Source organism: Rheinheimera maricola (assembly GCF_016918075.2).
GTDB classification, from domain to species: Bacteria; Pseudomonadota; Gammaproteobacteria; order Enterobacterales; family Alteromonadaceae; genus Alishewanella; species Alishewanella maricola_A.
Genome location: NZ_JAERPS020000003.1, coordinates 464,418 through 490,414, shown reverse-complemented (window position 1 = coordinate 490,414; position 25,997 = coordinate 464,418). Strand labels below are relative to the sequence as shown.

Annotated in this window: 20 protein-coding genes; 14 read left to right on the top strand and 6 right to left on the bottom strand. The window is 47.9% G+C overall.

The annotated features are described in order from the left end of the window. The first annotated feature begins 10 nt into the window (after positions 1 to 10). Positions 11 to 1,750, top strand: coding sequence for an arginine--tRNA ligase (gene argS, locus I4W93_RS10980; RefSeq protein WP_205310879.1), 1,740 nt, complete (start codon positions 11 to 13; stop codon positions 1,748 to 1,750). A gap of 2 nt (positions 1,751 to 1,752) precedes the next feature. Further along, positions 1,753 to 2,391 carry a pyridoxamine 5'-phosphate oxidase gene (pdxH, locus tag I4W93_RS10975; RefSeq protein WP_205310880.1) on the top strand — a complete coding sequence of 213 codons (639 nt, stop codon included), beginning with the start codon at positions 1,753 to 1,755 and terminating at the stop codon, positions 2,389 to 2,391. A 5-nt stretch (positions 2,392 to 2,396) separates the two neighbouring features. Here pdxH and I4W93_RS10970 read toward each other — a convergent pair whose 3' ends face one another. Continuing rightward, positions 2,397 to 4,379: a winged helix-turn-helix domain-containing protein gene (locus I4W93_RS10970; protein ID WP_205310881.1), complete on the bottom strand. Its 1,983-nt coding sequence runs from the start codon at positions 4,377 to 4,379 to the stop codon at positions 2,397 to 2,399. Between the two features lie 110 nt (positions 4,380 to 4,489). Here I4W93_RS10970 and I4W93_RS10965 point away from each other — a divergent pair, with 110 nt between their 5' ends. Both I4W93_RS10965 and I4W93_RS10960 read left to right on the top strand, forming a co-directional pair. Then, a complete protein-coding gene (locus tag I4W93_RS10965; RefSeq protein ID WP_205310882.1) occupies positions 4,490 to 6,022 on the top strand; it encodes an amidohydrolase family protein in 1,533 nt (510 codons plus the stop codon). Positions 6,023 to 6,110: 88 nt separating this feature from the next. Beyond that, positions 6,111 to 6,890 carry a TatD family hydrolase gene (locus I4W93_RS10960; RefSeq protein WP_205310883.1) on the top strand — a complete coding sequence of 260 codons (780 nt, stop codon included), beginning with the start codon at positions 6,111 to 6,113 and terminating at the stop codon, positions 6,888 to 6,890. Here the strand turns inward: I4W93_RS10960 and I4W93_RS10955 are convergent. Next, positions 6,870 to 7,463, bottom strand: a complete 594-nt coding sequence (locus I4W93_RS10955) for an AhpA/YtjB family protein (RefSeq protein WP_224673390.1) — start codon at positions 7,461 to 7,463, stop codon at positions 6,870 to 6,872. The two genes, I4W93_RS10960 and I4W93_RS10955, sit on opposite strands and share 21 nt — an antisense overlap. Before the next feature lie 80 nt (positions 7,464 to 7,543). Here I4W93_RS10955 and serB point away from each other — a divergent pair, with 80 nt between their 5' ends. Further along, positions 7,544 to 8,590, top strand: a complete 1,047-nt coding sequence (gene serB / locus I4W93_RS10950; protein WP_368735602.1) for a phosphoserine phosphatase SerB — start codon at positions 7,544 to 7,546, stop codon at positions 8,588 to 8,590. Positions 8,591 to 8,592: 2 nt separating this feature from the next. After that, positions 8,593 to 9,483 carry an alpha/beta fold hydrolase gene (locus tag I4W93_RS10945; RefSeq protein ID WP_205310885.1) on the top strand — a complete coding sequence of 297 codons (891 nt, stop codon included), beginning with the start codon at positions 8,593 to 8,595 and terminating at the stop codon, positions 9,481 to 9,483. Here the strand turns inward: I4W93_RS10945 and I4W93_RS10940 are convergent. Further along, positions 9,457 to 11,985, bottom strand: a complete 2,529-nt coding sequence (locus I4W93_RS10940; protein WP_205310886.1) for a PilZ domain-containing protein — start codon at positions 11,983 to 11,985, stop codon at positions 9,457 to 9,459. The genes I4W93_RS10945 and I4W93_RS10940 overlap by 27 nt on opposite strands. Positions 11,986 to 12,105: 120 nt before the next feature. Here I4W93_RS10940 and radA point away from each other — a divergent pair, with 120 nt between their 5' ends. After that, the gene (gene radA, locus I4W93_RS10935; protein ID WP_205310887.1) at positions 12,106 to 13,467 is read left to right on the top strand and encodes a DNA repair protein RadA; all 1,362 of its coding nucleotides are present in this window, start codon (positions 12,106 to 12,108) and stop codon (positions 13,465 to 13,467) included. A 36-nt stretch (positions 13,468 to 13,503) separates the two neighbouring features. Here the strand turns inward: radA and I4W93_RS10930 are convergent, their stop codons facing one another. After that, positions 13,504 to 14,253, bottom strand: a complete 750-nt coding sequence (locus tag I4W93_RS10930; protein WP_205310888.1) for an outer membrane protein assembly factor BamD — start codon at positions 14,251 to 14,253, stop codon at positions 13,504 to 13,506. Positions 14,254 to 14,376: 123 nt separating this feature from the next. Here I4W93_RS10930 and rluD point away from each other — a divergent pair, with 123 nt between their 5' ends. The 6 genes from rluD to I4W93_RS10900 all read left to right on the top strand — a co-directional run bounded on the left by rluD (position 14,377) and on the right by I4W93_RS10900 (position 22,224). Next, positions 14,377 to 15,351: a 23S rRNA pseudouridine(1911/1915/1917) synthase RluD gene (rluD, locus tag I4W93_RS10925; RefSeq protein WP_205310889.1), complete on the top strand. Its 975-nt coding sequence runs from the start codon at positions 14,377 to 14,379 to the stop codon at positions 15,349 to 15,351. 5 nt (positions 15,352 to 15,356) lie between these two features. After that, positions 15,357 to 16,097 (top strand): peptidoglycan editing factor PgeF, encoded by a 741-nt coding sequence (gene pgeF / locus I4W93_RS10920; protein WP_205310890.1) that lies wholly within the window; start codon positions 15,357 to 15,359, stop codon positions 16,095 to 16,097. A gap of 92 nt (positions 16,098 to 16,189) precedes the next feature. After that, the gene (clpB, locus tag I4W93_RS10915) at positions 16,190 to 18,766 is read left to right on the top strand and encodes an ATP-dependent chaperone ClpB (protein ID WP_205310891.1); all 2,577 of its coding nucleotides are present in this window, start codon (positions 16,190 to 16,192) and stop codon (positions 18,764 to 18,766) included. Positions 18,767 to 18,885: 119 nt separating this feature from the next. Then, positions 18,886 to 19,725: a CDP-diacylglycerol--serine O-phosphatidyltransferase gene (pssA, locus tag I4W93_RS10910; protein WP_224673388.1), complete on the top strand. Its 840-nt coding sequence runs from the start codon at positions 18,886 to 18,888 to the stop codon at positions 19,723 to 19,725. Positions 19,726 to 19,913: 188 nt separating this feature from the next. Beyond that, positions 19,914 to 21,497 (top strand): glutamate--cysteine ligase, encoded by a 1,584-nt coding sequence (gene gshA / locus I4W93_RS10905; protein WP_205310892.1) that lies wholly within the window; start codon positions 19,914 to 19,916, stop codon positions 21,495 to 21,497. Between the two features lie 94 nt (positions 21,498 to 21,591). Further along, positions 21,592 to 22,224 carry a transglycosylase SLT domain-containing protein gene (locus I4W93_RS10900; protein WP_205310893.1) on the top strand — a complete coding sequence of 211 codons (633 nt, stop codon included), beginning with the start codon at positions 21,592 to 21,594 and terminating at the stop codon, positions 22,222 to 22,224. Positions 22,225 to 22,266: 42 nt separating this feature from the next. On the opposite strand, the gene I4W93_RS10895 is transcribed toward I4W93_RS10900, so the two are convergent. Then, positions 22,267 to 23,535 (bottom strand): HlyC/CorC family transporter, encoded by a 1,269-nt coding sequence (locus I4W93_RS10895; RefSeq protein ID WP_205310894.1) that lies wholly within the window; start codon positions 23,533 to 23,535, stop codon positions 22,267 to 22,269. Between the two features lie 65 nt (positions 23,536 to 23,600). Further along, positions 23,601 to 24,407 carry a cytochrome C assembly family protein gene (locus tag I4W93_RS10890; protein ID WP_205310895.1) on the bottom strand — a complete coding sequence of 269 codons (807 nt, stop codon included), beginning with the start codon at positions 24,405 to 24,407 and terminating at the stop codon, positions 23,601 to 23,603. A gap of 149 nt (positions 24,408 to 24,556) precedes the next feature. Between I4W93_RS10890 and ffh the strand changes: the two genes are divergently transcribed. After that, positions 24,557 to 25,924: a signal recognition particle protein gene (ffh, locus tag I4W93_RS10885; protein ID WP_205310896.1), complete on the top strand. Its 1,368-nt coding sequence runs from the start codon at positions 24,557 to 24,559 to the stop codon at positions 25,922 to 25,924. Positions 25,925 to 25,997: the final 73 nt, after the last annotated feature.

The window sequence follows — 25,997 nt, the reverse complement described above, 5'->3', positions numbered from 1 at the left end:
GGCTGGGCGCATGAACATTAAGCATTTATTAACCGAAAAAACTCAGGCCGCCTTTGTCGCGCTTGGCTTACCTGCTGATACTAACGCTGCTGTTACCGTAAGTACCAAGCTGGAGTTTGGTGATTATCAGATTAACGGCGCTATGGCGGCGGCCAAATTGTTAAAAACCAATCCGCGGCAGTTAGCCGAGCAATTAATACAGCAGCTGGACCTTGGCGATATGGCTGATAAAGCCGAAATTGCCGGCCCGGGTTTTATTAACGTTACGTTGAACAAAAGCTGGTTGGCGGCACAATTACAGCAGGCCAGCAGCGATAGCCGTTTGGGTGTCAGCCAAAATGCAAATCCACAAACGGTAGTGGTTGATTACTCGGCGCCTAACCTGGCCAAAGAGATGCACGTTGGCCATTTACGCTCGACTATTATCGGTGATGCCGTCGTGCGCACACTGGAGTTCTGGGGCGATAAGGTTATTCGCCAGAACCATATGGGCGACTGGGGTACTCAGTTTGGTATGCTGATTGCGCATCTGGAAGATAAGCTGGCTGCAGGTATCGATTTAGAGCAGGTGGCACTGGCCGATCTGGAAGATTTCTACCGCGAAGCAAAAAAGCGCTTTGATGATGAAGCGGGCTTTGCCGGTAAGTCACGTGATTACGTGGTGAAACTGCAAAGCGGCGATGCGCACTGCCAAAAGCTGTGGCAGCTGTTTATTGATACCTCGATAAAACATAGCGATGAAGTGTATCAAAAGCTTAATGTCACGCTGACACATGCTGACATTAAGCCGGAAAGTGCTTACAACGCTATGTTGCATGGCATTATTGCCGATTTAAAAGCACAGTCGTTAGCGGTAGAGAGCGAAGGCGCTCTGGTGGTGTTTTTGCAGGAGTTAGCCGATAAAGAAGGCAATCCATCGCCGTTTATCGTGCAAAAAACCGGCGGTGGCTTTTTGTATTCCACTACCGATTTAGCTGCTTGCCAGCATCGAAGCCATACGCTGAATGCTGATCGGGTGATTATTTTTACTGATGCGCGCCAAGGCTTACACTTTAAGCAAGTTGAGCTGGTAGCACGCAAAGCCGGTTATCTTCGCAGCGAAACAGCCTATGATCATTGCCCGTTCGGCACCATGATGGGCGAAGATGGCAAGCCCTTTAAAACCCGTACCGGCGGCACGGTTAAACTGGCAGAACTGCTGGAAGAAGCCGTGGTGCGCGCCAAAGCTGTGGTGCAGGAAAAAGCCACTGACTTAACTGCAGATGAAATTGCTGAAGTCGCGCGTAAAGTCGGTATCGGCGCGGTTAAATTTGCCGATTTATCGAAAAACCGTACCAGCGATTATATTTTCAGCTGGGATGCAATGCTTAGCTTTGAAGGTGCCACGGCGCCTTACCTGCAATACGCTTACACCCGGGTGCGCAGTATTTTACGCCGCGCTGACGTCGCTGATGGCTATAGCGCGACATTACAATTGGTAGAAGAGCAGGAGAAACAGCTGGCGGTTAAACTGCTGCGTTTTGAAGAAACGCTGCAACAGGTGATGAAAGACGCCCAGCCTAACTTATTGTGTAATTACCTGTATGAACTGGCCAGTTTGTATATGAGCTTCTACGAGGCCTGCCCGATATTAAAAGACGGCGTTGAACCGGGCGTGCGCGACAGCCGTTTAATGCTGAGTATTTTTACCTCACGCTTATTACAACAGGGTCTGGACTTGTTGGGCATTGAGGTTATGGAGCGCATGTAGATATGAAGATCGACGCAATTCGCCGCAGTTATACCAAAGATAAGTTGGATCTGGATAAACTAAACCCGGATCCGATAGCTCAGTTTGAGTTATGGTTAAAAGATGCCATAGCGGCCGAATTGCCCGATCCAACCGCCATGTGTGTCGCCAGCGTTGATGCGCATGGTCAGCCGTCACAGCGGCTGGTGTTGTTAAAAGATGTCGGTGTGGAGGGGTTCACCTTTTACACTAACCTTGGCAGCCGTAAAGCTACCGAGTTAGGTGCCAACCCCAAAGTGTGCCTGCATTTTCCCTGGCACCCGCTGGAGCGCCAGGTTATTGTGTATGGTACTGCCGAGCGGGTAACCGCAACGCAGGTGGCTAAGTACTTTTTATCGCGGCCAAAAGAAAGCCAACTGGCTGCCTGGGCGTCAGAGCAAAGCCGGCCGGTGTCTACCCGTCAGGCATTGTTACAAAAATTCGCTGAGATAAAACATAAATTTGAACACGGCGAAGTGCCACTGCCGTCATTCTGGGGCGGCTTTTTAGTGCGGCCGCATAAAATTGAATTCTGGCAGGGCGGTGAGCACCGCTTGCATGACCGCTTTATGTACACTAAACAAGGCGATAACAGCTGGAGTATTGACAGGTTATGCCCTTAACCCTGTTACTGCGGTACTTCATTGGACTTTATTTCTGCCATTTCTGCAGCAAAGGCGTCTAACACCTGTTGTCGTTGCTGCTGCAGTTTGCTGAAAAACTCGACTGACAGCTGTTGCCACAGTGGGTGTTGTTCGGCCAGGTAATAGTCATCATGCGGTGATGGCAACCAACCGTTGTCCAGCAAATGCAGCGCCAGCTGGTTCGCTTGCTCTGTCAAACCGACCACAGATAACAATTGCAAGCTGAGGCTGTCGGCATTCTGTTGGCTGCTGACAAAGTCGCTGATATTACTCTGATAAGCCCGGCGCTCAGTCTGTGGCAGGCTTAACAGGAAATACAGCGCGTTAATTTGTTCGTTATTCGCTAAATCTTGTTGCAGCGCCTGGTCAGCATCCTGAGAATAGGCCGGCAATAACTTGTGCAATACACTGCGCTGCAATGTTGTAGCCGGTGGAACTGATAAAAACATGGCTTGTAGCTGAAAAATTTTATGCTGCGGGTTAAGGCTCAGCCGCTGTTGCAGATAAGCATTGGCAATAGCATCCTGGCCTTGAGCTTGTGCCAGCATTGCCTGCGCCAATAACACAAAGGGATGCTTATCCGACATTAATATCGCCTGCTGTAAACTGGCTTCAGCCTGCTTAATTTGCTGCAGGCTCAGTTGCACCAGGCTTAATTGTGTCCAGCGTTCAGGGCTATGCAACCGGTCAGGAAAGCGTTCAGCCCAAAGCAGAAATGCCAGTGCGCGTTGCCTGGTTAACGGTAATAGCTCTAATTCATCCAGTGCTCGATCTGAATAGTTATCTTCGAGCAACAAAGCGAGCTGGAATTCCACACGTGCCCGGCTAAGTTGGCCATCGCCGAGCAGGCTATAGGCATAATGCCGTTTTAGTAATCCGGATAACGGTGCCAACTTTGTCGCTTTATCCATCAATTCAAAGGCTTTATCATATTGCCCTTGTACCCGATGTAGCGCAGCGCGCCAGAGCATAATATGCGTGTCTTCAGGTGCAAGCTGTCCCGCTTTATCGAGGTAAAAGCGCGCACCATCCAGGTTGTTTCGCGACAGCTGCAGCGCGCCAAAACTGCCAAGCGCCGGCGCAAAATCTGGCTGCAATTTTAGTGCTTGTTGCAGCAGAGGCTCGCATAACGCCAGCGCTTTTTGTAGTGACCAATCACTGTAGGTATGCATAGCATGATAGCCGTTGCATAGCGCAACCAGCAGCGCAGGGTGGTGTTGATACTGCGGTAGTAGCGTATGCAAATAGCGTATGCCGTCACTGATAGCCGCTGCTTGCGGTTGATTCAGCAAATACAGGGCCTGCTGTAACATGCTCCAATCATGTTGCTCGAATCCGGTATATGGTAGCAATGGTTGTTGTGAGGTAACGGGGGCAGCTGTTAGTGGCGTATAAATGACTGGTATTTGCTCGTCATGCCAAAAGGCTAGCGAAATAACATACAGCGCCAGGCAAGATGCGGTAACAGCAGCAAAAATAGCGCGATTTGTCCGTGTTTTCCCCCTGAATTTGTCAGACACAGCTGGCGTATGTTGCGGTGAATGTTGTGAAATAGCCGTATTCGGAGGAGGCAGCATGCTGGCGTGTTGCAACAGACGATAGCCTTTTCGCTGCACCCGTTCAATCAGTTGATACGGCTTTTGCTGATCCGTTAACGCCTTACGTAACTGCGCAATCACCTGATACAAGGACGCGTCAGACACCACGACGTTGGGCCAGACGTTATTAAGCAATTGCTCATCACTAACTGTCTGGCCGTTGGCCCGTAGCAATAACAGCAGTGTTGTCATTAAGCGCGGTTCTAATTGTAGTTTGCACTCTTCACTACTTATCCGGTTAATGCCAGGCTCGATATACCAGACGCCAAGTTGCCAGCAAGGCTGTGCCAATTGATTTGGACATTGTGCTGTCGGCTCTATGCTACTTGGTATAAGCGTTACCGGGTCTATGCTATTCGGTGCTGTCATCGGAAAAAATAGGTTCTACAGGTAATCTTCAGAAAAGCTTCAGAAGTTCTTCAGGCATGTAGCGTTGAATTAACGCAGACTTAAGCCTTTGAATTACCGGAGCATAAATTATGAAAAATAAGGTTCTACTACAGTGTGCGTGGCTGGCAATCCTATTGTCAAGTTCAGGGCAGGCAGAAATTGGATTAACGCCAACAACGTCTGATGCTGCTTCTGGCCGGTATCTTTTAATCGAGCCTGTCACGGTATTATCAGCTGAGCTGACACAGCCGTTACTGCAACAGCAGGTCTTGATCCGCGATGGTATTATTACCCGTTTAGCGCCGGCGGGTACTCCACTTAGCGAAAGCGAGCGGAAGAATTTGCAGAGTATAGACGGCTCAGGTTTATACCTTACACCCGGTTTAATGGATAGCCATGTGCATGTCAGTGAAGCGCCCGGTGTCACATCTGCCAGAGCGGATGATTATCTGCCTGACTTTTTCCGACAGCAGCCGCGCAGTTATCTGTACTTTGGTGTGACGCAATTACTGGATTTAAGCAGCAGCCCACAAGGGATTGCTATGTTTAAAAAGCAGCCACAGGCACCTGATTTATGGCACTGTGGTGCTGCACCTGTAGCCGGTGGCTACGGACACGTCCATAAGACGCAACCAAACTACATTCATCAAGATGGCGCAAAGCGACCAGAATCCGCAGGAGAGGGCAATACGCCAGCAATAGTGGTTGAGCGTATTGCTGAAAGTGGTGCGCATTGCCTGAAAATTTTTATTGAAGATGGCTTTGGTGACGCCAGCCACTTGCCTTTATACAGCAAACAAACGCTGAGTGACATTCGCGCCGCGGCTAGCCGGCATCAATTGCCGCTGTTCGCGCATGCCAACGCCTATGACATGCAGCGGATTGCTATACAGCATCATGTTGATGTACTTACCCATGGCATATGGAATTGGACCGGGATGGAGGTTACTGCTCCGGCTGATGAAATACCGGCATTACCTGCAGAATTAATGGCACATTTGCAGGAAATTCATCGTGCAGGCATTGGGTATCAGCCCACTCTGAGTGTCATGTCCCGACTTGCTGCTATGCTGACGCCAGATGTGTTAACCGATCCGCAGTTAGCTGATGTGGTACCGCCAGCATTATTAAACTGGTACTTATCTGACGAGGCGCAATGGTTTAAGCAAGAATTACTGGTTGATTTTGAAGGTATGTCAGAAACAGAAGCTGCTGTTAGATTACAAATGATTGGTCTACGCGGCGCTGTTGCGGCAAAGGTACTATATGATCTGGGGCATCCATTACTTTTGGCCAGCGACACGCCCTCTGCACCGGCGTACAGCCATCAGCCCGGTTATGGCTCTTATCTGGAGTTAACCGAAATGGCCAAAGCGGGGATACCATTGCACGCTATTTTTGCCGCTGCGACGATAAACAATGCCCGCTTACTCAAACTTGAGGATAGATACGGTTCAGTAAGTGTAGGAAAAGTCGCCAATTTGTTGTTACTTAAACAAAATCCATTGGAAAATGTGGAAGCATGGAACAGTATTGCCACGGTCATATTACATGGGCGACCTATCGCGAGGGAAATGTTGTCTGCGCGCGAGCTTTTTACAACCTCCACTGACCCTAAATAGCAGGCAATTCAGTGTCAAATGCCTGTCAATTGTAAGATAGGCATTCCTTCCCCTTGAGGATGTAGTGATTATCTGCTGCAATTGCAGCATGAAACTATTCGACACCCATTGTCATCTGGATTTACCCGAGCTTGCCGCTGCGCAGCAGTCGCACTGGCAGGTGGCGCAACAAGCCGGTGTTAGCGCTTTAGTTATTCCCGCCGTACAACAATCGGCTTGGCAAAATCTACTGAGCTTACATCAACAACATTCCTATTGGCACGTCGCTTTGGGTATACACCCGTGGTGGGCGGCTAAGCATTCGTCTGACGCTTTGGTTGAGCTGGATAAGCTACTAACAACTCATAGTAGCGCTATTGTTGCTGTAGGCGAGATTGGGCTGGATTATGCGCTGGATGAAGCTACTTTCGCTATTCAGCAACAGCTGTTTACAATGCAATTGGCGCTGGCTAAGCAGCACGGTAAACCGGTGGTGCTGCACCATCGCAAAAGCCAACCACAGTTGCTGGCTGAGCTAAAACAGCAGCAGTTTGGCGAAGGCGGTATTTTGCATGCATTTTCCGGCAGTCAGCAACAAGGCATGGCTTTTGTCGATTTGGGTTTTAAGTTGGGTATCGGCGGCACTATTACCTATGACCGGGCGGAAAAAACCCGTAACACAGTGCGAAAATTGCCGCTTGAATGTTTTGTGCTTGAAACCGATGCACCGGCTATGCCGCTGGCCGGCTATCAGGGCGTAGTTAATACCCCGGCCCAGCTGGCGTTAGTGTTTGATGCTTTTTGCCAGCTACGGCCGGAGCCACGTCTACAGATTGCGGCGCAGCTGTGGCAAAACAGCATGAATGTATTAAGGCTTGGGGCGGCGTAAGCGCAGCGATTGGCGGGAGAAACGGGAAAAGCCGCGGCGCAGCATAAAGCCAACAATACCGGCCAATACCAGCATTGCCAGTAATTGCTGCATCATTTGCTGCCAGGACATACTTATAAGCGTTAAAGATGCATCCAAACGCAAACTAAGTTTAATATAACCCAGCAATTGCTGATCTTTACTTATAGGCTGAACCATAGCCTGCAACTGTTCATTCTGTGCTGGACTATACAATAAACGGGCTGGCGCGCTACCTTCTGACCAGCTCATACGTACGCCATTGGCATCATATACTACTACGTCATGCAAATAAGGACTGGCAGCAATATGCTGTGTAAGTTGCTCTAAGCCATCAAGTTGATCGTTTTCAATCAGATAGGCCGCTGTATGCGATAATGCGGTAAGGGTTTCGCGCATTAATTGACTACTTTGTTGCAGTAATAACTGCTTTCCCTGTTGTTGCGTTAATACCCAGCTATGCAGCAACAACCAGATACCCAGCACGGCAATACCTATCTGCAACAGTTTAATTGTGCTTGAAGTACTGTCTGGTATTGGGATATCGTTCTGCATATTTTCCACATATCGCCAGCTTGGCTAGTCGTTAAAGTCGGTAGCATGCCATGCTCGTGTCAGCAAGTATAGGTACTTAAGTGTCGTTTTTTTATCATATTCCTTTGCAACAGCAAGCCGTGCTATCGCCATTGGTTCACCTTACTGCTACAGATCGAGAAACCGTTAAGCTCTGCGGAACGGCGTTATTGCTACATAGTAGTCAAGCGTTAGATCTGGCTGAAACCGAGGCCTTCATAGCAGAAGCTAACCCCGGTACTGCAGTGATTCGCTTGTTTGGTGCGAGGTTGAATTGGCTCGCCGTTTCTGCTGCATTGCAGTTGATTGCGCCTGACCAAGCGGTGCCGTGCCGGATTTATCGACCGCATCCACAGTTAGACGGTGCGATAGAGCTATTGCTATCACAGCCGTTAAGTCTTGAACTGCAGCAAAAATTAGCCACCTGCATGGCAACAGATGGAGTTGAACTGGTGTATTTGCTGCAGCGACCTACGCTGACACAGCCAGGTTTGCTGGTTATGGATATGGATTCCACAGCAATACAGATAGAGTGTATCGATGAAATAGCTAAATTAGCTGGTGTTGGTGAGCAGGTGGCGGCAGTAACTGCCAGGGCGATGAATGGCGAGCTGGATTTTGCGCAAAGTCTGATAGCGCGTGTAGCCGAATTGCAGGGGGCGTCAGAGGCTATATTGCGCCAGGTGCTTGAAGCCCTGCCGTTGATGCCGGGCTTAACTGAGCTGGTTAGACATTTAAAGGCGCAACAGTGGCAAGTTGCTATTGCTTCTGGTGGTTTCACCTACTTTACTGATGCGCTTAAGCTGCAACTTGGCTTAACTGCTACTTTTGCTAATGTGTTGGAAATTGTCGATGGCAAACTCACCGGCAAGGTAAGTGGCGATATTGTTGATGCAAACACAAAAGCAGAGGTTATAAACCGGCTAGCAACTGAATACAGCATTGCAGCACAGCAAACCGTGGCCATAGGTGATGGTGCTAATGATATTCCAATGCTAAAAGCCGCGGCACTGGGCGTGGCATTTCATGCTAAACCCAAAGTGCAGGCACAAGCAAAGGCTGCTATTCGTCGGGGTTCGTTATTGCAGCTGCTGTATTTGCTGGATTAAGCATGAAACACCAGCAAAGTTCATTCTATCTGGACTTGCAGCAGTACCAGCTGCATGTGCGCCGATTGTTGCCAATACAACAAGGTATAGCGCCAGTTTTAATGCTGCATGGTGCTATTGAGAACGGCCGTATTTTTTACAGCCGCTCCGGCAAGGGGCTGGGTTGTTACCTGGCAGATCACGGTTTTATGGTGTATTGCGCTGACTTTGCCGGCCGCGGCCTGTCTAAGCCGCATGTGTCACAGGGCTTTATCCAAAGCCAGCATCAGATGATTACCCGGGATATTCCGGCGCTGATTGAGCATCTGCACCAAATACACCAGCAAAAAGTGATTTTGATATCACATTCATGGGGAGGCGTGGTCGCTGCGGCCTGTTTGGCGCGATTTCCTACACTTGCTGCTAAAGTCGCGGTTAAAGTTTGTTTTGGTACCAAGCGGGTTATCACGGTAAACAGCCTGGAGCGTAAACTCAAAATAGATCTGATTTGGAATACTTTGGCGCCATGGCTTAGCCGGCAACTTGGTTATTTCCCTGCACGCAAATGGCGTTTTGGCGCCGATGACGAACCCGGTCATTTCTTGCAAGACACTGTGCAGTGGATTAACGGCGCTGCGTTTACCGATTTGTGTGATCAGTTTGACTATGCTTCGGCCAGTAAAAAATTGAGTTGGCCGCCGGTTTGGCATTTTGCTGGCCAGAATGATCGCTTGCTCGGGCATCCACAGGATGTTAAAGCGTTTATAGCTGAGACGGTGCCTGAGGCACGTTATACCTTACTTAGCAAAAGGCATGGATACCAACAGGACTATGATCACATCTCTATGTTAACGCACCCGGCGGCCGTGCAAGACCACTTCGTAATGCTACGTGACTGGCTGCTTAAGCTGTAACGCTATCTGGTCTAGTTGTATTTGTTTTTGTTTAATTGGGTCAACCTTAGCGCCATAGCGCCAGGGAACTTCGGTAGAAATATCAACAATATCAATAACGCCAGCTACACTCCATAATTCTTCTTCGAGAGCTTTGGCTTTGTGAATGGCGTAGGTACTGATGTAGTTCATTTCGGCGGCGATATAATCGGTATCTGGACGGCCAGTGCGGGAAAGCATTAATTTAAAGCAAAAAAGACTGCCATTTTGCAGCGCATCTAGCACAAATTGTTGTTTTAACTGTTCTGTATCGAATTCATAATCGTAGCGACACAATAGTTCCGTCGGCGCGGTTTCTATTGTGGCTGGCAGAGCAATAAAAAGTTCGTAAGCTCTGGCAGAGTCAAATCGTTTCATCTGTTTTAGCTGTTGAGCAAAATGCAAACTGGCTGCATTGTTGCGCAGTATAGGAGCCAAATCCATTTGTGCGGCGTTCTTGCTGCTCAAGCTGAGTAAATTCTGCAGACTGTGGCAATCGGTACTTTGTGCCACCGTATCAATTTCATAACGAATGCCTTTGCGGTGTAAAAACAACGCAAAGTTATTTTGTGCATTTAAATACATATTGCGAAGTGCAGGTGCCAGCCCCTGATACTTCGGACTCTCTTCGGCGGGCGTCAGCTTAGCGCGGTTATTTTGGATCAATTGCTGGAAAAATAGCCTGCCGTTGTGCGGTTGCTCGCCTTCAACCGCTCGTAAGTTCATAATGCTGCGGCTTTTACTAATAGCCATAATTTCATAGGGTAGAGCGTTAAGCTCAAAGCGGCTGCTGATTTTTTGCATATCTGGCAAACTAATTAGCAGAACATCGCCTTTTTCAAACTGAACCGGTAGTGTGGTTTCCAGCTGTAGTCCTTTGGATGAGAAATCTCTGCTGTGGCCGTTAATCTCAGCATCGCCCTCTGGCTGTACAATCTGAACGGCTGTTTTATACAAGTAGCGTGACTCTGAGCGCAAATTGACATATTGCGCGGCTACCGCTTCACATGGTGGCGTATCAGCGCGCTTTTTATGGCCAAAATTCGCCAATTGTTTTAACTGCTGCGGGTCAACTTTATAGCTCTGGTACCAGAAGGTATTGTCTGTGCTAGTAATGTCGGTTAGGTTCACTATATACCGTAAATCTTTAATCAGCTGTTGCACTAAGGCCGAATGTGCACCCGCCGGCTTACTCTGATTTTGCTCTGGAATAGTGTCTGGCATTTCGGCCATAGCAGCTGATGTGCGCAGCAGGTTGCAATGAAATACGCGCCAACTGGATTTGCTGGCGCCAAAACCGAGAAAAAGCTGTTTCAATTGTTCTGATTCAGCTAGTTCTTCAGTTGTTGCAGAATAAAAGAATAGCTTCCCCTTGGCAGCATGGGTAAAACTGTAAATGATGGTTGATTTAACTTCAGAAGTTTGTTGCAACAACTGCTTCAGTCGCCGAACATTTAGCAGACTGTCAAATACTGCCTGATGTTGCTCATCAAGAAAATAGTGCCACACGCTTCTGCTGTATTCGGTTGTAAAAGCAAACTTAGGTATCGGCTGGCCATCTTTAACCGCAATAAATACCGGTAAAGCGCTAATACGTGGTACATAAAATTGTTCGTAACCTTTAGTTTGCACGGTCTGACAAACGCTGTCTAAATTAACTTTATAGCGGCGTTTATTGCCGGTTATAAAACGTTGCAGAAAGTCGGCAAACTGTTTGTCGTCGCCATCGGCACTAACCAAACGTTGCAGCCGCAAATAATGGTTAGCAGCCTTACTGTGATTTTCAATTAATTTATACATTACACCATCGGCCAAACCGAGCATAAACTCTTGCTCTAAGCCGGTAAAAAATAATTTGATACTTTCACCAGGATTAATTTGTACTGGTTTTGTTAGCTTTACCTTGCAGCCTGAAACGGATAAATCCGAGGTGCTGGCATCAAAGCGTCGGCCCTGATATTCAATCTCCACCTCTATAGCGAAATTCATTCGTTCATCTTGACGGGCGGTATAACTGCCAAAATGAATGATCTTGGCATATTGTTCAGGTAATGTGTCAGTGTCAGTGTCTGCTTTGCGGGTTGAAGATTGTTGCAAGGCGGTTTTTACCCGCTGCGCCGCTTCTTTGCGATGCATAACTCTGAAATTATTCTCAGTATTTAATACTTCTTCATATAAACCAATTGTATAACTGCCATATTGCTTTAATCCGCGCTCAAACACCTTAATGGCATTTTTGTCCATGTAATGGGTTTTACCCATAAATTCATAAGGAGACACGTCACCGTCGACATGACCACGTAAATCGATAAAGTAATTGCATGGCTGAGCCATGCGTTTTAACTCCATTTTAAGCAAAAATTGTTTTGACTTAGGCAGTTCAGAAGTTAATAAAGCAAATACCTGATCGAAGTCTGCTGAGTTAAGCAAACTCTTCATCCGGTCAATAACGCCGATATATTGCTGTAAATCTGCTGCTGTCATAATTCAATCATGTTAAATGCCAAAATACCGGCACCTTGGGGTTATAATCTGTAGTACGCTACGTTGTTACAATTTGAAAAGCAATATCCATGCCTTTCATTTAGCTTGAGAAAATAAATAATGGCAAAAGTTAAAACTGCTTACGTTTGCAGCGATTGTGGTGCCGATTTTGTCCGTTGGCAAGGCCAGTGTACTGAGTGTGGCGCCTGGAATACAGTAAGTGAAGTTCGGCTTGGCACCGCTAGCAACAAAAATGCCCGATTTGAAGGCTACGCTGGTATTGCGGTGGCCAAGGTTATGCGGCTGGATGAAGTGGACTTGCAAGATGTACCACGATTTAGTAGCGGCTTTGCTGAATTTGACCGTGTATTGGGCGGCGGCATAGTACCAGGGTCAGCTATTTTGATTGGTGGTCACCCGGGAGCCGGTAAAAGTACCTTATTACTACAAATAATGTGTGGGCTGGCACAGCACGGTGGTGCGCTTTATGTTACGGGTGAAGAATCACTACAACAGGTGGCTATGCGAGCACAGCGTTTGGGCTTGCCATCTAATGCTTTGAAGATGCTGGCTGAAACCAATGTCGAAACTATTTGTGTGTTGGCGCAGCAGGAAAAACCGCGCATCGTAGTTATAGACTCTATTCAAGTGATGCACCTGGCTGATATTCAGTCTGCACCAGGCAGTGTGTCGCAGGTGCGAGAAAGTGCGGCTTACTTAACGCGCTTCGCCAAGCAGCACCACATTGCCATCATTATGGTAGGCCATGTAACCAAAGATGGCTCTCTTGCCGGCCCAAAGGTATTAGAGCATTGTATTGATTGTTCGGTAATGTTGGATGGTGATAGCGATAATCGCTATCGGACCTTGCGAGGCAATAAAAACCGCTTTGGCCCGGTAAATGAACTTGGTGTGTTTGCTATGACGGGGCAGGGCATGAAAGAGGTAAAAAACCCATCAGCAATTTTTCTAACCCGCGGCAAAGAAGATCAGTCCGGCAGTATCGTTATGGTGTTATGGGAAGGCACCCGACCGTTATTAGTAGAGATCCAAGGGTTGGTAGATCACTCACCATTAAATAACCCTCGCCGGGTAACACTAGGTATGGACCAGAACCGTATCTCTATGTTGCTGGCGGTGATGCATCGTCACGCCGGTATTCAGATGGCGGATCAGGACGTATTTGTCAATGTGGTTGGCGGCGTCAAAGTAAATGAGACCAGTGCAGATTTAGCGACCTTGCTGGCGCTGGTATCCAGCTTTCGCGACCGACCGTTGCCAAATGATTTAGTTGTCTTTGGTGAAGTTGGTCTAGCCGGTGAGATCCGGCCGGTACCCAGTGGACAAGAGCGCTTGCGCGAAGCGGCAAAACATGGCTTTACGCGGGCGATAGTGCCATTGGCCAATAGCCCAAAAGAGCCAATTGCAGGCATGGAAGTGATTGGTGTAAGTAAACTAGCTGAAGCTCTGGAAGCGATTTAAGCAGTAAAAAGCCCCGCTGTTGCGGGGCTTTTGGTGCTAAAACTTGTTGTTTTGCGGATAATTTAATTTAAGAACCTGGTAAGTGTCGTCTTTAAGTTTTCTTAGGCCCAATTTGTCATAGCTTTCAATCATCACTTCCAGCGCTTGCTCTACCAGCGCTGAATCACGATAGTATTCAACTATATATTTTCCGCGGTTGGCAGCGGCCAGGTAAGCGCCGCGGCGCATATAATAATCTGCAATCAATAGCTCGTGCCGTGCCAGAGAATCTTTAATACTCAACATGCGGTTCTTTGCTTCTGCACTGTATTTACTGTTAGGAAAGCTGCTAACCAGCAGTTTGAAGTCATCAAATGCCTGGCGGGTACTGGCTAAGTCACGATCGGCGCGGTCAATGCCCAAAACGTCATGCAGCGCGTTTTCATCGGCTTTAAGGTTCGTTAGGCCTCGCATATAGTAAACGTAGTCTAGTTCAGGATGATTTGGATTTAAGCGGATAAAACGGTCAATACCCGCCAGAGCCTTCGGCAAATCGCCGGCCTGGTAGTAAGCATAAATCAAATCCAGCTGCACTTGCCTGGCTAAAGGGCCAAACGGATAACGGCTTTCAACGGCCATTAACAGCTCAATGGCTCTGTTATACAAGCCCTTATCAAGCACGTCTTTTGCCTGCTGATAGGCAGTTTGGGCAGTTTGTGTACTGCTGGTGTCTGGTTGTTCGGGCTTACCGGCACAAGCTGTGAGTGTTAACGCCAGCAGGGAAATCAGTACAAAATTCACTTTCATTTAAAAATCCGTTACTACTTGAGCTAAATGGCTGTCTAGTCAGGCGTAAAATCGCTAAAATACCTGTTATTGCGATTCTACCCCAGACCTGCCGGGGTTGCACACAGGATAACTGCTTCCGTTATGACAAAACAGCTAAAACTTTCAGAAATTATTCCAGACCATCTTTTTGGCAAGCGCTTAGATCAGGTTCTGGCCGAAATGTTCCCCGATTATTCGCGTTCGCGGATAAAAGAATGGATTTTGGCCGATGCTGTCACTGTCAATGGCTCTGTTCACAACACACCCCGAGAGAAGGTGCTGGGTGGTGAGCAAGTTGAAATTCTGGCCGAACTGCCAGAAGACCAGCGTTTCGAGGCCGAAGCGATAGAGTTGAACATCGTCTATGAGGACGAGCATATCCTGGTAATTAATAAGCCCGCCGGCTTGGTGGTGCATCCGGGCGCCGGAAACGCCGACGGTACCTTGTTAAATGCTTTGTTGCACCATTGCCCAGGTATTGGCGAAGTGCCGCGCGCCGGCATTATTCACCGACTGGATAAAGACACTACTGGTTTGATGGTGGTCGCAAAGACCATTCCCGCTCAAACGCATTTAGTTGAAGCTATGCAGGCTCGCGAAATTACCCGTGAGTATGAAGCGGTCTGTCATGGCGCTATGACCGGCGGTGGTACTATAGATGAACCAATAGGCCGCCATCCGACAAAACGCACTCATATGGCGGTAACGCAATCGGGTAAACCGGCGACCACGCACTTTAGGGTGATGGAAAAATACCGAGCCCATACCCGGTTACGCTTAAGGTTGGAAACCGGCCGCACGCATCAAATTCGGGTGCATATGACCTTCGTCAACCACCCATTGGTAGGCGACCCGGTATATGCTGGCCGGCCAAGGCCGCCGCGTAAGGCAGATGAGCAATTATTAACAATTTTGCGCAACTTTAAACGTCAGGCCCTGCATGCAGCAATGTTGCGGTTGGCGCATCCAATCACACTGGAAATTCTGGAGTGGCATGCACCTATTCCGGACGACATGGTGCAGTTAAATGCCGCCTTACGTGCCGATACCGTTGAGCATGGCTTGGATTACGTGTAACAGCGATGACGAATAACGGAGGCCTAATCATCCCGGATTGGCCCGCACCGCCTAATGTGCGGGCGGTGTGCAGTAGCCGGTTGGGTGGTAGCTCAGAAGGCGTTTATGCGTCGTTAAATCTCGGTGGTCACGTCGGCGATGCTGCGGAAAAAGTGGCAGCAAACCGCCAGCGCTATCGGCAAATGGCGCAAATGCCGGCATCACCGGTGTGGTTAAATCAAGTGCATGGCACAGACGTTGTACGCTTAACTGCGGCTACAATAAACGGTGCTGATGCCGATGCTGCTGTAACTACAGAACGCGGCGCAGTCGCTACCGTAATGACGGCAGACTGTTTACCTTTGCTGCTATGTAATGCAGACGGTACTCAGGTGGCCGCTATACATGCCGGTTGGCGTGGTTTGTGTAATGGCGTAGTTGAAAGTACGCTACGACACTTTGCAAAACCAGAGCAAGTGTTGGTCTATCTCGGCCCGGCGATCAGCCAAAGCGCTTTTGAAGTAGGCCCGGAAGTGCGCAGCGCTTTTATGGCTCAGGCACCTGAAGCAGCACAAGCCTTTATTGCTGCTGATAACGGTAAATGGCTGGCAGATTTGTATTTGTTAGCGCGACAACGTTTAAGCCAATGTGGTGTGCAACAGATTTACGGCGGTAATTTCTGTACCTTCCAACAACCACAACGTTTTTTTTCATACCGGCGGGATGGCCAAACCGGCCGTATGGCCAGCTCAATCTGGTTAGTCTGATCTAAGTCAAATTTTTGACGTGTTCTGCTTGAATTTCCAACAATAACACCCAATCTTATGACACAACAGTGTTGTGCTTGTAGGAGCCATAAATGCGTCTAGATAAATTTACCAGTAAATTCCAGGAAGCGATCGCCGATGCGCAGTCTTTGGCGCTGGGCCGTGATCAACAGTTTATCGAGCCGGTGCATCTGATGTTTGCTTTACTAAATCAAGAAGGCGGCACAGTACGTGAACTGCTAAATAAACTGGCGATTAATTTTAACGAGCTGCGCTCTAAAGTTAGCCAGGCAATAGACCGGTTGCCACGTGTAGAGGGCGAGGGTGCTAACCTGCAGTTGTCTTCGGCCACTGCACAGCTGCTGCAACAGTGCGATAAGCTGGCACAAAAACGCAAAGATCAGTTTATTTCCAGTGAGTTATTTGTACTGGCTGCCACTGAAGACAAATCCGATTTGGGTAAGATACTGCGCTTAGTTGGTATCGATAAAGAAGCGGTTGCAGTTGCTATAGATAACATGCGCGGTGGCCAGAAGGTGGATGATCAAAACGCTGAAGACACCCGCCAGGCGTTGACCAAATACACTGTAGATTTAACGGCCCGTGCAGAAGCTGGCAAGCTCGATCCGGTTATTGGCCGCGATGAGGAAATTCGGCGCTGTATTCAGGTGTTGCAACGGCGTACCAAAAATAACCCAGTACTAATTGGCGAGCCCGGCGTGGGTAAAACCGCCATTGTTGAAGGCCTGGCACAGCGCATCATCAATAAAGAAGTCCCCGAAGGCTTAAAGGATAAGCGGGTGTTGTCGTTGGATATGGGCTCGTTGCTGGCAGGCGCGAAATACCGCGGAGAATTTGAAGAGCGGCTAAAAGCGGTGCTAAATGAACTGGCGAAAGAAGAGGGCCAGGTCATTCTATTTATAGATGAAATCCATACTATGGTTGGTGCCGGCAAAGCCGAGGGCGCGATGGATGCCGGAAATATGCTCAAACCGGCACTGGCGCGTGGTGAACTGCACTGCTTAGGCGCGACAACGTTGGATGAGTATCGTAAGTACATTGAGAAAGATGCAGCGCTGGAGCGACGCTTCCAAAAAGTGCTGGTCGATGAACCTACCGTGGAAGACACTATTGCTATTCTGCGCGGCTTAAAAGAGCGCTATGAGTTGCACCATGCAGTGGAAATTACCGATCCGGCGATTGTAGCGGCTGCTACCTTGTCGCACCGGTATGTGTCAGACCGACAGCTACCGGATAAAGCGATTGATTTGATAGATGAAGCTGCCTCTAGCATTCGCATGCAGATGGATTCTAAACCGGAAGAGCTGGATCGGCTGGAGCGGCGAATCATCCAATTAAAGCTGGAAGACAACGCGCTTGCCAAAGAAACTGATGAAGCAACGATAAAACGTCGCGACATGATCCAAGAGCACATTCGTGAGCTGGATGTTAAGTACAACGAGCTGGACGAGGTATGGGAGTCGGAGAAAGCGGCCCTGCAAGGTACGCAAAATATCAAAACCGAACTGGAGCAGGCACGGCTGGATTTAGAGGTGGCACGCCGTGCTAGCGATTTGCAGCGCATGTCTGAGCTGCAATATGGCCGCATACCTGAGTTAGAAAAAAAGCTCGATTTAGCCTCGCAGGCGGAAATGCAAGACAATATTTTACTGCGCAATAAAGTAACAGAGCAGGAAATTGCTGATGTGCTGTCCAAAGCAACCGGCATACCGGTAAGCAAAATGCTGGAGGGTGAACGCGATAAGTTGTTGCGAATGGAATTAGCACTGCATGACAAAGTTATAGGGCAAGACGAGGCGGTAACTGCAGTGTCGCATGCTATTCGACGTTCCCGGGCCGGCTTGTCTGACCCTAATAAACCGATAGGCTCGTTCTTATTTTTAGGCCCAACGGGTGTTGGTAAAACAGAGCTAACCAAATCATTGGCCAACTTCTTATTTGATAGCCCGGATGCGATGGTGCGTATCGATATGTCTGAGTTTATGGAGAAACACGCGGTGTCGCGCTTAGTCGGGGCGCCACCAGGTTATGTTGGCTATGAAGAAGGTGGCTATCTTACCGAGGCGGTGCGGCGTAAACCCTATTCAGTCATTTTATTGGACGAGGTAGAAAAGGCTCACCCGGATGTGTTCAACATTTTGCTGCAGGTGCTTGATGATGGCCGTTTAACCGATGGTCAGGGGCGCACGGTCGATTTTAAAAATACGGTAATTATTATGACCTCAAATATGGGCTCAGATCTGATCCAAGAGCACTACCGGGAATATAGCTACCAAGAAATGAAAGACATGTTAATGGGTGTGCTGAGTAAGCAGTTCCGGCCGGAGTTTTTAAACCGGCTGGATGAAACAGTCGTATTTCACCCGCTGGATAGCAGCCAAATTCGCAGTATTGCTAAAATTCAGCTTGCAAGATTGGAGCAGCGTTTGGCAGAGCGGCAATACAAATTTAGTATCACTGATGCCGCGTTGGATAAGCTGGCGGAAGTGGGCTTCGACCCTCTCTACGGTGCGCGGCCATTAAAGCGGGCGATTCAGCAATACTTAGAAAACCCACTGGCACAAGCACTGCTGCAAGGTGATGTGGTGCCGGGCAGTACCGTTCAGCTGGAGCATGACGGCACAAAGTTTGTGGTTAGCAGCCACTGATTTAAGAGACTTTCTAGGCAAAAAAGTGACCGCCCCGGCGGTCACTTTTTTGTTAAAGGCTATCCATGCTATGGTATGTCCCTTATAATCTTAAGCAGTATCCCTTATAGAAGTGTGTTATGACAGAATCGAAAACGAATGATAGCGGGCCACGCAAGGGTATTTACCTACTGCCCAATTTACTGACTACCGGCGGTTTGTTCTCCGGCTTTTTTGCCATAGTGGCATCGATGAACGGTCGCTTTGAAGCCGCCGCCGTTGCCATTTTTATCGCGATGATTTTTGATGGTTTAGATGGCCGTGTAGCACGTTTGACCAACACTCAGAGTGAGTTTGGTGCTCAATACGACAGTATGTCAGATTTGATAGCCTTTGGTATGGCACCAGCTTTAGTGGCTTATAACTGGGGCCTGGCTGAATACGGTAAATTTGGCTGGTTGGCGGCATTTATTTACGTCGCTTGTGCTGCGTTAAGGCTGGCACGCTTTAACGCCAATCTGGGTATCACCGACAGCCGTTTTTTTCAGGGTCTGGCAAGTCCAGCTGCCGCCGGTATTATTGCTGGTATGGTGTGGGTTGGCAGCATTTATGAAATCAATGGCGACAATATTGGTTATCTGATTGGTTTGCTCACTATTGCCGCAGGCTTATTAATGGTGAGTAACTTCCGTTATAACTCTTTTAAAGATCTAAACTGGCGCGACCGGGTTTCGTTTTTAACGATATTACTGGTGTTACTGGTCTTTGTCGTTATTGCATCCCGACCTGCAGAAATGCTGTTTGGTATCTTTTTTATCTATGCTTGTTCAGGCCCGGTAACAACCATTCGCAGTGTGCGCAAGTTAAAGTTGGAGCACGTTGTGGGTGATTCAGACGATGCTGACTTTGCTGAGCCTGATCCAGCTGCAGCGGCCAATAACACCGAATCGAAGGTGTCAGATACAGACAAATCTCATTAGTGCTAAATGCTTTAGTAAATAGCCCCGCATTGGTCCGCCATTGCGGGGTTATTTTTTCCAACTGGCGAAAACAGCATTGTTGTTAAGGTAATTGCAGGCTAAATTGGCTGTCGGTCTTGAAGTTTAATATGGCGCCCCCAATTTCTTGCCACAGGCGTCTTGCTTTTTAAGGATATCACTTGGGTTCAATGATAAATCAACGGCTGCAGCAGTTAAGCGGCATCAACCCTCAGGCAGTTACCGGCATTTTGCATGGTATTGAACGTGAGACGCTAAGAGTGCAGACTGATGGGAAGCTTGCGTTAACACCGCATGCTGAGGCACTTGGTTCTGCGTTAACTCATCCGTGGATCACCACCGATTTTTCTGAATCGTTGCTCGAGTTCATTACGCCTGTAAGCGACAATATTGATACCACGCTGGCGCAACTTGCTGATATTCATCGTTTTACCATTCGGAATATTGGTGAAGAACAGTTCTGGGCGGCTAGCATGCCGTGCTTTATCGGTAAAGATCAGGCGATTCCGTTTGCACAATATGGCAGCTCTAACGTTGGCCGCATGAAAACATTGTACCGCAAAGGCCTGCACAATCGTTACGGCAGCATGATGCAAGCAATAAGCGGGGTGCATTTTAACTTCTCTTTACCACAGAGTTTCTGGCAACAGTATCAGCAAGTGCTGGGGCAAGACGGTGAGTTACAAAGCTTTATTTCCGAGCAATATCTGGCGCTTATTCGTAACTACAAGCGCTATGTCTGGCTTATTGTCTACTTGTTCGGTGCGTCACCGGCGATGTGTAAATCATTTTTACAGGACCGTAGCAGCAGGTATGCCTTTCAACCACTGGGTAAAGGGTCATTGTATTTGCCCTATGCGACGTCGTTACGCATGAGTGATTTGGGCTATACTAACAGTGCACAGTCTAGTTTAAATATAACCTATAACAGTCTGGAAGAGTACATCAGCGGTTTGCATGCCGCCATTAGCATGCCATCTGAGGAATATCGCAACATTGGCGTGAAAGTAAATGGCGAATATCAGCAACTGAATGCCAATGTATTGCAAATTGAAAACGAGTTCTATTCTACTATCCGGCCTAAGCGCACCACTGAATCCGGCGAGCGACCCACTTGCGCGCTTTCTAAGCGCGGTGTCGAATATATTGAAGTACGGGCATTGGATGTGAACCCCTTTAGTGCGGTAGGTATCAGCGCCGAACAAATGCATTTTCTTGATGTTTTTCTGCTGTATTGCCTGCTAAAAGATAGCCCGACATTATCCGCCGCAGAACAAACGGTAACAGAGCAAAATCTGAAAAAAGTGGTTACCGACGGTCGACGTAATAGTCTTGAATTGCTGCAAAATGGCCAGCCAAGGTTAATGCAAGACTGGGCTGAAGAGCTGTTCGCCGATATGATGCCAATTGCGCGGCACCTTGATACTGCTTATGGCAATCAGCGTTATTCAGCCGCGCTGCAACAATTTTATCTAAGCCTGCTAGACCCGTCACAAACATTTTCTGGCCAGCTGTTAAACCAATTGCTGGCAACGCAACAAGATAACGGCAGCTATATTTTGCAGTTATCTGCGCAGTATCGTCAGCAGTTAGGGCAGCAGGCTTACCAGTATTACAATGAGCCGCAATTTATGGCAGCAGCACAGCAGTCAACGCAGCGGCAACAGCAGATCGAAATGCAAGATACGGTAAGTTTTGAGCAGTATATTGAACAGTATTTTGCCGAAGTTCCTAAGTGCACTGATGCGACATAAAGAGGCAAAAAAACCGGCTACCATTGGTAGCCGTAAGAGTAATCCAGGGAGATAAAACTTGGTTGCATCCGTGCAAGTTGTTAGAATCAACTGAATGAAAAAAGTTCATACTCTCACTGCGCCACTACTATTTGCCACCACCGCGATGCTGTTTGTTAGTGGTTGCAGCACGCCACCGCCACAAAACACGTCGAACCTGTGTGAAATTTTTAATGAACACCGAGACTGGTACGACGCGGCCGCCAAGGTACGTGATAAATGGGGTGTACCTATACATGTCCCCATGAGCATCATGTATCAGGAAAGCAGTTTTAAGCATAACGCCCGGCCACCAATGCGCTGGTTTTTGGGTTTTATTCCTTATGGTCGCGCCAGCAGCGCCTATGGTTACTCACAGGCAAAAACCGTCACTTGGGACGAATATGTTAAAGAGGCAGACCGCTTTTGGGCCAGTCGGGATAACTTTGACGATGCCATCGATTTTATGGGTTGGTATATCAGCAAAAGCCAGCGGCTAAACGGTGTGTCAAAGTGGGACGCGTATAACCAGTATCTTAATTATCACGAAGGATGGGGCGGCTACAAACGTGGTAGTTATAAGCAGAAAGCATGGCTGGTGCAGGTAGCCAAAAAAGTAGATAACCGGGCGAGTAATTATGCAGCGCAACTTAAAACATGTGAAGACGATTTGAAGCGTGGTTGGCTGTGGCGATTGTTTTTTGCTTAGATAATAAAAAAAACCGGCTGAGCCGGCTTTTGTAAACGTCGACTAGCCTTTTTTCAAGTGAGCTAATATGCGTACAGTTTTAATCATATTGTCCTGTACGTCGACGACTTCCATTGGATAACCAGATAAGCGAATACTAAGTTTTCCTTGTGGAATTTCTTCCAGGTATTCCAATATCAAACCGTTTAACGTTTTAGGTCCATCGGTTGGCAGCTCAAGTTGCATTTCCCGGTTCAAATCACGCAAGTTAATACTACCGTCAATCAAGTAAGAGCCATCAGGTTGCGGCATAATATCTTCGTTGCTTTCATCGCTGATATCGGTGGTAAATTCGCCTACCACTTCTTCCAAAATATCTGCCAATGTAACCAGGCCCTGAATATCACCGTATTCATCTACCACTAAACCAATGCGATCTTTGGTGCGTTGAAATTTCATCAGCTGAGTATTTAGTGGCGTGCCCTCAGGAATAAAGTAAATCTCGCTGACAGCCCGCATCAATGTCGCTTTGGTAAGTTGTTCTTTGATTAATAATCGCATTAACTCACGTGGGTGCACAAAGCCTATAGCGTCATCTATGTTGTCACGATAGAGCAAGATTCGGCTATATTGCATATTGGCCAGCTGGCGCTCTATATCTTTCCATTCGTCGTTGATATCGATACCGACAATTTCATTGCGCGGCACCATAATATCTTCCACTGTGGCATTTTCCAGGTCCAGTACGCCTACCAGCATGCTTTGGTGTTGCTCGGGGATCAGCGCGCCGGCTTCATGCACCACAGTGCGTAATTCTTCTGCGCTTAAGCTGTTGCCTTGATGTTTTTCCGGGCTTATGCCCATCAGAGCCAGTATGCCGTTAGTAATAAAGTTTACCAGCCACACCAATGGATAAAATATTTTCAGTAATATCTTCAACAATGCTGAACTAGGAAAGGCGATACGCTCTGGATGCAATGCCGCGATAGTTTTAGGTGTTACCTCAGCAAACACCAGCACCACCATAGTCAGCGCAACCGTAGCAATAGCTATACCCACATCACCGTAAAGACGCATGCCGATAATCGTTGCAATAGCAGACGCAGCAATATTAACCAGATTGTTGCCAATCAAAATCAGGCCAATTAAACGGTCTGGCCGTTTCAGCAATTCGCTTACCCGGATGGCACCCTTATGATTTTCGTTTGTTAAATGTTTCAAACGATAAGGGTTCACAGACATCATGCCAGTTTCTGATCCCGAGAAATAGGCAGATATGAATAAGAGCACGCCCAAAACAATAAATAGCGTACCCGTCGATATGTCGTCCAAGAGTTAAATACCTGTATTGCCAAACACCTGTACTTGATATTACGAAGTGTCTGTTGAGTCAAGAATTAAAGTGAATTGAGTAGCACTTCTCGCACAAAACGGCTACCAAAATAGCCTAAAGTTAGCAGTGCTGCACCGCTCAATGTTAACGAATTGGCAATTTTGCCACGCCAGCCAAGCTTGGCGTGGCCCCAACACAATACCGCAAATACAATAAAGCCAGCAAAGCTAAAGACGTTTTTATGCAAATTTTCTTTTGCCAGCCAGTTATCCATAAATATTGCGGCGACCAGCAGAGCCAAGCCTAACAACACGGTACCGGCCAGTAAAATGCGAAATTGCAGCACCTCGGCCTGCACCAGTGGTGGCATATGACGGGTCATGGCAGCAAAATCTTTTTGCTTTAATCTGCTACTGATGTAGCTAACCTGAAAGGAATACAACATCGCCATCATTAAGATGGCATAGGCAATAAATGCCAATAAGATGTGTACAAGTAAGCCTATGTTTTGCTCAAAATGTTGTAACTGCACGCTATGTGGCAAGGTTAACACGGCCACCTGCATCAGGCTGGCAAAACCATATACCACAGGTAATAGCAACACGGCTGGCGCACGAAGCGACGTTAGAGTAACGGCAACGGTAATGAGCCAGCACACTAAAGAGCTCACATTAAGTAAACTGAAATTTTGGCCGTCAGCAGTGAACAGCATACTGGTCAGTACCAGCATATGCAGCACCAGGCCTGCGACTGCAGCACTAAACGTAGTTTTAAAATGTGGCCCTTTCGGGTGGAAAATGCGCAGCAATACTGAGCCGGTCGCAACCAGATAAGCATTTAATGCAAGTGCAGTTAACAGCACCGTAGACATCACTAGCAGTTCCTTTCATTTCGATGACTTGGTATTGTATTGCAACTTTTAGCAGATGCCCAGCGCTGCGATCAACAGTTTCTTAACGGCTGCTTCTGCCGCCTGTCTTTGGTATAATCGGCGACATCATCGCTGTAGAGTGAACAACCATGTTTGAAAATCTAGCAGATCGTTTAAGTGCCACGCTGAAAAACATTACTGGCCGTGGCCGTTTAACTGAAGACAATGTAAAAGATACGCTGCGCGAAGTGCGGATGGCATTGCTTGAAGCCGACGTTGCGTTGCCGGTAGTGCGCGATTTTGTTGCCAATGTAAAGCAGCGCTCTGTAGGACTGGAAGTGAGTAAAAGCCTTACACCTGGGCAAGAATTTTTAAAAATTGTCCGTAAAGCTCTGGAAGAGGCGATGGGTGAAGCTAACGAGGAGTTAGCGCTGAACACTCAGCCACCGGCAGTGGTGTTAATGGCGGGCTTGCAAGGCGCGGGTAAAACAACGTCAGTAGCCAAGTTGGCGAAGTTTTTAACATTGCGTAAAAAGAAAAAAGTACTGGTTGTGTCGGCTGACGTATATCGTCCAGCGGCTATTAAACAGCTGGAAACGCTGGCAAAAGAAGTGGGGGTGGAATTTTTTCCCAGTGATTTGTCGCAAAAGCCCGTTGATATAGTTAATGCTGCTATTGCACACGCCCGCACCCGCATTTTTGACGTGCTGCTAGTTGATACCGCAGGCCGTTTGCATGTTGACAGTAGCATGATGGACGAAATTATCGCGCTGCATGCTGCGGTAAAACCGATAGAAACGCTATTCGTCGTGGATGCCATGACCGGGCAAGATGCTGCCAATACCGCCAAGGCGTTTAATGATGCGCTGCCGTTAACAGGTGTTATTCTAACCAAGACTGATGGTGATGCCCGTGGTGGGGCGGCGCTGTCTATTAGGCATATTACTGGCAAGCCAATTAAATTTCTCGGTACCGGCGAAAAAACCGATGCCTTAGAGCCGTTTCATCCAGACCGTGTTGCTTCACGGATTTTGGGTATGGGCGATGTGCTGAGTTTAATTGAAGAGCTTGAGCAAAAAGTCGACAAAGATAAAGCAGCCAAAATGGCGCAAAAAGTGATGAAGGGCAAAGGCTTCTCACTGGAGGATTTTCGCGAACAGCTGGTACAAATGCGTGGTATGGGTGGCATGATGTCGATGCTAGACAAACTGCCGGGTATGAAAAACCTACCTGCGGGTGCGATGAATCAGATGGGTGATAAGCAATTTGTTAAGATGGAAGCCATCATTAATTCAATGACGAAGAAAGAACGTGAGTTCCCTGATTTGCTGAAAGGATCGCGTAAAAAGCGTATTGCTGCAGGTTCAGGCACCCAGGTGCAGGATATTAACCAACTGCTGAAGCAGTTTACCCAAATGCAAAAAATGATGAAGCAGATGTCCGGTAAAGGCGGCATGATGAAAATGATGCGCGGTATGGGCGGTAAGCTGCCACCGGGCATGCTACCACCGCGATAAATCCGGCCTATATTTAGTCAGCCCCGCCACAGTGCGGGGTTTTATTTAGCGCTGCAATGGCAGCCAAGCCGCG